This is a genomic window from Lactobacillus sp. UMNPBX17 (genome assembly GCF_002553735.1).
Classification (GTDB): Bacteria; Bacillota; Bacilli; order Lactobacillales; family Lactobacillaceae; genus Lactobacillus; species Lactobacillus gallinarum.
Map to the genome: position 1 here is coordinate 1 of NZ_PCYT01000063.1, position 8,173 is coordinate 8,173.

General features: G+C 32.7%; 6 protein-coding genes. 4 read left to right on the plus strand and 2 right to left on the minus strand.

Annotated elements, in window-relative coordinates; all coding sequences use genetic code 11:
* Positions 1–591 precede the first annotated feature (591 nt).
* On the minus strand, positions 592–1,458 hold the full coding sequence (locus tag CP368_RS08455; protein ID WP_098045966.1) for an AraC family transcriptional regulator: 867 nt from the start codon (positions 1,456–1,458) through the stop codon (positions 592–594).
* A 126-nt stretch (positions 1,459–1,584) separates the two neighbouring features.
* Between CP368_RS08455 and CP368_RS08460 the strand changes: the two genes are divergently transcribed.
* From CP368_RS08460 to CP368_RS08475, 4 genes are read left to right on the plus strand one after another with little or no spacing between them, the layout of a single operon-like run.
* A complete protein-coding gene (locus CP368_RS08460; RefSeq protein ID WP_098045967.1) occupies positions 1,585–3,087 on the plus strand; it encodes a PTS transporter subunit EIIC in 1,503 nt (500 codons plus the stop codon).
* A gap of 16 nt (positions 3,088–3,103) precedes the next feature.
* Positions 3,104–4,630 carry a sucrose-6-phosphate hydrolase gene (locus CP368_RS08465; RefSeq protein ID WP_098045968.1) on the plus strand — a complete coding sequence of 509 codons (1,527 nt, stop codon included), beginning with the start codon at positions 3,104–3,106 and terminating at the stop codon, positions 4,628–4,630.
* Between the two features lie 52 nt (positions 4,631–4,682).
* Positions 4,683–6,002 carry a glycoside hydrolase family 32 protein gene (locus tag CP368_RS08470; RefSeq protein ID WP_098045969.1) on the plus strand — a complete coding sequence of 440 codons (1,320 nt, stop codon included), beginning with the start codon at positions 4,683–4,685 and terminating at the stop codon, positions 6,000–6,002.
* A gap of 17 nt (positions 6,003–6,019) precedes the next feature.
* Complete coding sequence (locus tag CP368_RS08475; protein WP_098045970.1) at positions 6,020–7,180, plus strand: MFS transporter; 1,161 nt, start codon at positions 6,020–6,022, stop codon at positions 7,178–7,180.
* Here CP368_RS08475 and CP368_RS08480 read toward each other — a convergent pair.
* Positions 7,170–7,952 (minus strand): HAD family hydrolase, encoded by a 783-nt coding sequence (locus CP368_RS08480; protein WP_158227433.1) that lies wholly within the window; start codon positions 7,950–7,952, stop codon positions 7,170–7,172. The two genes, CP368_RS08475 and CP368_RS08480, sit on opposite strands and share 11 nt — an antisense overlap.
* Between the last annotated feature and the right edge of the window lie 221 nt (positions 7,953–8,173).

An 8,173-nucleotide genomic window follows, 5' to 3' on the forward strand; every position in this document is an offset into this window, starting at 1 on the left:
TACCAAGAAAAATATTGGCATATCATACACCAGATGAAATTTTTGAAAGAGAATTGGATCATATCTATCAAGCAGCTTAAGTGTTCAATTTATTATTGCAATTTACGAAAATTTTTTATTAAAGGCTTTAAGAAAATAAGAGTAAAGTAGGTAAATAATTATGGCAAAATCTACAATTTTATACTCTTTGAAAATATACCGTGAATACATTAATGGCGATGATAGTCATGTAGAAGTTGTACATGTTCCGATGCCTATTAAAGCTAAAGACCATTAAATAATGTATAATGATATGTAAGGAATCAGCGCTAATGACGTTGGTCAACAAGGATTCGCGCTAAGTTGATTCAGTTTTTGAGCATCATGCACTTATGTGTGTGATGCTTTTCTTATTTTTATAGGAAGTTAGAGCAAGAGAGGATAGTCAAGATTGAGCGTTAATGAAAAATTCTAGCCTTGTTGATGTGAGACTAGAATTTTTATGTTGTCATGAATCGCATAATGTTTATTGGTATAATTTATATGTTTAAGTCGTAGATAGTGTAGGTGGCTCCAGCAATCTCCTTGATTGAGGTTGGTAGGGCTTTTTTGCTATAGATTATTTTTCTTTTTAATTTCTGAAACAGTATCCTTCAATACGTATTTTTCTCTAAATGCTAGTGGAGAGATAGCATAATACTTTTTAAACATTTTGAAAAAGCTCTGATATGTCTTGAAACCTGATGAATATGCTACTGATTCAATGGTACCCTCAGGGGATTTTAATAGTTCACTTGCTTTTTGCAAACGATATTGATTGATGTATTCTTGAGGACTCATATTATGTTTTCTCATGAATATACGATAAAGATATGTACGATCGATATTTAAATATGATACCAAATCATGAACAGAAATTTGTTCATCATAATGATTTCTAATATATTGAATAGCCACTTTACAAATATCATCTTTAGATAATTGACTTCTATTGTTAGTATTTTTAGGATACTTCTTTTCCAATAGATCTAAAATTTCTAATACTTTGGCCTGATAGTAAAAGTCTTTAGGACCTTTATTTTTTGAATATTCTACAATGCCTATTACTCGATCATAAACACCCGGTAAATCTTTTACGTTCATAATAGGATTTTTATAAGTTAAATTAATTCGATCCATATATTTAGAAGCTAGATTTCCAATAAATCTGATCCAATAATAACTCCACGGATCGTCTTGATCTGCTTTCATTACTATAGTCTTGTGTGGCTGAATGAAAAACATGTCTCCCTTTTTAACATGATAAGTTTTACCATCACTTATAAAAATGCCATGTCCACTGGTAACGCAATGAATCATATATCCAGAACGTCCAATTGGACCATAGCGGTGAGTCGGCTTTGCTTTTTCAAAGCCTCCGGATGATACATAAAACTGTCCGTTGTATGAAAGATTATTAAATCCCCATCTGTATGCCATAATTGTTCCTCTCCTCTAAGCAACATAATTACATATCAAAGCAACAATTGCAAATGGTGAAAGCGATTTATATGATGCATAATAAAATTGAAATGTGAAAGAAATAAATATAGGAGGTAACGTAGTATGGCTGATGAAACAAAGACTTTTAAGCAAATAACCGATACCATAATTCCAGCTATCGGCGGAAAAGATAACGCCATAGAAGCGTTTCACTGTGCAACAAGATTACGTATTAATCTAAAAGATACATCAAAAGTTGATAAAGAAACTTTGATGAATATGCCTTTAGTAAAGGGCGTGAATATTAATCCTACAAATAAGCAGTTACAAATAATTTTTGGACCAGGTTTAGTTGATCGAGTAACAGCCTATTTCATTAAGCATACAGGAATTCCGGCAGCAGGTGATTCTGGTGATGCTGAAGCTGTAAAAGAAGCCGGAGAAAATGATACTAAGAAGAAAAAAGGATGGTTCCAAAACTTCCTAGATGATTTAACAGGTGTATTTACAGAAATTTTACCAGGTATCTTAGCCGGTGGTATTTTAATTGGTCTTAATAACCTGTTAACACAAAAAGTTTTTGGATCCCAATCTATTATTCAAATGGTGCCGGGCCTTTCAGGTGTAAGTAAAATTATCGGAATAGGTGCCGGTGGTATCTTTGCAATGTTGCCTTTAATTGTTTGTTATTCAGCAACAAAAAGATACGGAGGAAGGCCAGTTTTAGGTTTGGCAATCGGTGCCGTAATGATGTCGTCATCATTACCATCAATGTCAGATGTTGCCACTGGTGCAGCTAAGCCAATGATTGCCAATGTATTTGGCTGGCATGTTTCAATGACTAGCTTCGGTGGTCAAATCATTGTTGCTTTGATCATGGGTTGGGTAGTAGCCAAATTGGATAACTACTTCCAAAAGCACTTGCCAGGTGTAATTCAGTTCGTATTAGCACCTATGCTTACTATCTTGTTTGCCTCATTAGGCTTATTCCTAGTTATTGGACCAGTTGGTGTAGCATTGTCAAAAGGTATTACTGATGCTCTACTTTGGGTAGCTAATACTTTAGGTGTATTTGGTTATGCAGCATTCTCTGGTGTACAACAATTAATTGTTATTACTGGTTTGCATAACATGTTTGGTGCCGTTGAAACTCAATTGTTAGCTTCAACTGGCCACGACTTCTTAAACCCACTTATGTCAGTAGCCTTGATGGGTCAAGGTGGCGGTGTTGTTGCCTACTACATTTTGAACCACAAGAATAAGAAAGCTAGAGAAATTTCTATTTCAGCATTCTTCTCAATTTTATTTGGTATTTCTGAACCAGCTCTTTTCGGTATTAACCTTGAAAAGAAGTATCCTTTAGTTGGTGGCTGTATTGGTGGTGCAATCGCCGGTGCATTTGTTTACCTTGTTAAATTAAATGCTATTTCATTTGGTACCACTGGTTTGACAGGTATAGCTATTGCTGCTCCTGAACATAATGGTTACTTAATGTACTTCTTAGCTAACCTTATCGGTGTAGTGTTCGGATGCATTTTCTCATTGATTTTGTCTAAATTTATCAAACCTTCACATGAAGATGAAGTTGGAGAAAAAGATGCAAGTAAATACGGTCAATTAAACTAATTGAAAGGCATATATTATGACTAATAGAAGAGCTGAATTTATAAATATGGTGGATCATCTTACTGATGTACCTCAAAAAATCGTACAAAAAGAGGCCCAACTAGCTAGTCAAAGCCCATATCGTCAGTACTATCATATTGAAGGCAAAAGTGGTGCAATAGGAGATCCGAATGGATTCTCTTATTTCAATGGTAAGTATCATTTATTTCATCAATGGTCTCCTTTGGCTTTTAGTCAATCACCACACTATACTCAACATGGTTGGAAACATTTAATTTCCAAAGATTTGGTACATTGGGAAAACTTAGGAGCCGGGATGGAAAGTGATACACCTCTGGATAGATACGGGACGTATTCAGGGAGTGCTATTCCGGTGGAAGATAAGTTATTCCTGATGTATACAGGTAATACTTGGGTTAATACTCAAAGTGAAGATGATTGGCACCGTGTACCTTTTCAAGTTGGTGCGATGATGGATAAAGATAATCAAGTGGTTAAATGGACTAAGCCATTAATGAAAGGGCCGTTGCCAGGTTATACAGGTCACTTTAGAGATCCTAAGATTTTTAAGAAGGATGATACCTACTATGCAGTATTGGGTATACAACGAGAGAATTTAACTGGTACTGCTCTTCTAGTAAAAAGCAAGGATCTTAAGAATTGGAAAATTGTTGGTGAGATAAAACCAACAGCCAATCAGTCATTAGGTTATATGTGGGAATGTCCAGATTACTATGAAATTGGTGATAATGGTATTTTGGAATTTTGTCCACAAGGCTTAAAAGAGAAGGATAATCATTTCAGAAATATATATCAAAATGGTTACTTTATCGGTAAAAAACTTAATTTGGATACAGGTGAGTTCGATTGTCAGAATTTTCAAGAATTGGATAAAGGCTTTGACTTTTATGCAATGCAAACTATGCAATCACCAGATGATAGACGTATCTTAATGGCATGGATGGGAATCTCTGATATTGAATATCCAACAACAAAATTTCATTACAACGGTTCATTAATCTTTCCTCGAGAGATAACTGTTAAAAATAATCATATTTACCAATCTCCTATTAGAGAAATAAAAAATATTTATTCAACCAACTATACTGGAAAAGTAACGGTTAAACATTGCGAGAAGGTAAACGTTGGTAACGTTAACGCCAGAGATATCAAAATTGATGTTGATTGTTCTTCAGCTGATTATTTAATTCTTGATCTTTTTGCAGATCAGAAGAATACTAATCATTTACGTCTTATTTTCAATCAAAAGAAAAATGAGTTCATTGTTGATAGATCACATTGTGGTGTTTCTTTTGCAGAAGCATATGGTAACACAAGATTTTGCTCATTAGATTTGAGTAAAAAAGTTAAAGTAAGAATTTTGCAAGATATATCTTCCGCTGAGATATTCCTAAATGATGGTAAAGAAGTATTTAGTTTACGTTTGTTTTGCCCCTCTGAAGATTATAATATTTTCTTAACCAGTCATAATGGAACAAGCGTGGTAGATTACGATATCCATGAGTTGCAGAAGATTATGTAATTTACATAGGAGTAGCGAGAACTACTCCTATTTTTTATGAGAAAGGATTATTATGTTTGAACCTAAGTACCATATTTTTCCTATAAAGGGATGGATGAATGACCCAAATGGATTAGTTTATTTTAAAGGACAATATCATGTTTTTTATCAGTATTATCCTAAGGATAGTCAATGGGGACCAATGCATTGGGGACATGTTGTAAGTAAAGATCTTATTCATTGGAAAACTGAACCCATTGCTTTATATCCTGATATTGAAGATGGCTGCTTTTCTGGAAGTGCAATTGTAAAAGATAATAATTTATTCCTGATTTACACTAGCCACAATGAAAATAAAGATGGCTTGATTACCGAAAATCAGAAATTGGCTATTTCAGAAGATGGAATCCATTTTTCTAAATTTCCACAACCAATTATCGTAAATGATACTAATGATATCCATGATTTTCGTGATCCTAAAGTTTTCGAAAGAGATGGAAAGTACTATACAATAGTTGGCACTAAGAATAAAGAAAATATGGGACAAGTAAAACTGTATTCTTCTCCTGATTTGTATAATTGGAAATTCTGTTCAATATTGGCACAGTCTAAGAGTACAAATGATGAAGGCTATATGTGGGAATGCCCTGATATTTTTAGAATAAATGGTGAAGATGTTTTACTTTTTTCACCTCAAGGAATAAAGGCCAAAGAAACTGAGTTTAAGAATCTCTATCAGACAGGATATCTGCTAGGACAGATGGACTGGAATGCCCGAAAGCTGGTCAGAGAAAAAGATTTTAAAGAACTAGATAGTGGACATGATTTTTATGCAACTCAAACATTTTTGACTCCAGATGGCAGAAGAATTTTATTCGGCTGGCTAGATATGTGGGAATCAAAATTTAAAGAACAAGAAGAGGGATGGGCAGGTATGCTTACGTTTCCTCGAGAATTGCTGGTTCAAAATGATAGATTGATTCAGAGGCCTATTAAAGAAATAAACAAATTATATGATGAAATTTTAGCTAGGGAAGAAAGCCGTCATATTCAGAAGCAATTTGATACACATCAACTAGAAATAGATCTTGCTAACAAACAAATTACAAATAATTTTGAGATGAAGATATCATATGGCCAACAGCAAATTAAATTGACACTAAAAGATGATTTCCTCATTCTTAATAGAACTGACAGTACAAATAGATTTGTAAAGATCAATACTCAATCTAAGCTAAGGCTACAGATACTTTGTGATACTAGTTCAGTTGAAATATTTGTTAATGATGGAATCGCTACATTTAGCGAGCGTTTGTATGGTTCTGCTGGATGTAACTTAGAAGTGAAATCGGGGTCTGATTGTTCTTGCTTAGTTCGTAAATTGAGTATTTGATACAAGGAAGCATAACTATGAAAGCAGACGTTAATAAACTCAGCTTTAAATTGGCTATTTTATCAATTTCACTTTTTTGTGCATCGGGTTTTTCAATCTCAGCAGCTATTCCTAATATTAAAACAGGGCTCGGAAATGTTTCTTTAACAAATATTGAAGTTTTAGTTTCTATTCCTACTTTTGGATTGATATTCGGATTACTTCTTTCATGGCTTTTAATAAAAAGATATGGCTATAAAAACACGGTAATTACTGGCTTAATTATTATGACGATCTTTGGAACATTTCCACTGATTAACAGTAATTATGTATTAATACTAATTAGTCGATTTTGTTTAGGAATTGGTATAGGCGTATTTAACTCTCTTTGTTTTAGTTTAATTTCTGAATATTATACAGGCCAATTACGTGCAAAGATGATTGGATTACAAAGTGCTACTCAGGCGTTAGGAAGTACAATTCTTACTCTTTTAGTTGGAATTTTAATTCCATGTGGTTGGCATTATGTATTTTTAATTTATTTGTTGAATATTTTTCCGTTAATTCTATTTGCAAAATACGTACCAGACGATCGTGTAACTAACAGATCTCAAAGATATTTTAGTTCATTGAAAAATGCCAAAATATTTATAATTGCAGTTTTTGCGTGTATTTACTTTATTACAGAACTAACCATTACATATAAATGCTCTTCATTTATAGTAAGCAGGGGAATAGGGTATAGTAGTCAAGCAGCAAAAATACTAGCTTTAAACACAATGATAGGATTTGTAAGTGGGATCTTATTCTCACGCGCCTTCAAATGGCTAGGTGATTATATAGTTTCAATTTCTTTATTAAGTTTAGGAATACTATTTTGTTTAGTAAATATTGTTAATTCACTATATTTGGTTGGTTTAATTGTATTATTATGTGGCTTCTTTGCTTCATGGGTAAGTTCATATTTATATAATTCAATTGCTGGAATAGGAGACTACCAAACTCAGCCCTTGATAAATACAGTATTAATAATTGGTGTGAACATTGGATGCTTTATGAATCCATATTTAAATGATTTGATTGGTAATCTTATTGGTACCAATGATGCTGGTACGTTAATTTGCTTCTCGGGAATTATTTTATTGATATGCTCTGTAATGGCAACTGTGTTTATGCTAATTAAGAAAGTTAATCGTTAATTTGATTTAATACGAAAGCTATCCCATTATTATCATTTGTTAAGGTGTGATTATGGAATAGCTTTTTTATAGATGGGGATGTATTTCCCATTACATACGGATTTTCAACAGAGTTAAGCATAGTAATATCATTCTCACTATCACCAAAAGCCCAACTTTGAATAGAAGTAGCCTTATACTTTTCTATTATTTGTTTTACTGCATACCCCTTATTGCTAGAAGAGTTAGTAATCTCTCCGTAATTGACAATATTAATATTATTGATACTGCTTTCTAAACGTTTCTTTAGTTCAAGTTTAACTTCTTTAGGACCTTGAATTAAAAGCTTATATATAGGTGAGTTAAAAGAAAAATTGGAAAGATCCACTATTTTGGGTATGCAATTAACAGCTTTCATTTCTTTTTCTGTCCAGTAATTATGAATATTTTCGGTCAACCATAGGTCATAGTTGCAATAAACATTTATCACTAATTGCGGATAGTTAGATTTTACAATTTTAATAATTCTTTTGACTGTAGCATTATCTAAAGAACAAGAATATGCTACAGTTTTATCTTTATTAATGATTAATGCACCGTTATAAGATATTAATGGCAATTCTGAACTGATTGGATCTGTAACTTTAGTGATTGCTAGAGGCATTCTGGCAGACACTGGAATAAATATGTCACCTTTAGTGAGTCTGTTTTGAATAGCTGCAATTGTGGGAATAGATACTTTATGCTGACTATTTAATAATGTGCCATCAAGATCCGAAAAAATAATATTCATTTTTGAGTTAGATTGCCTTTCAACCAATATTGAATTATAGAGATAAAAATTCTTGAATGTAACGACTTTCATGATTTATAGATATTATACTATGTTTAAAAATGGAGCTTTTTAAATGATGGCTACAAATGTATTGATTTAACACATTTTGATAAAATAATAAATTGGCGGATTGTAAAATCAAATTGAACACTTCGTTCAAATATTAAAAAAAGTCCATT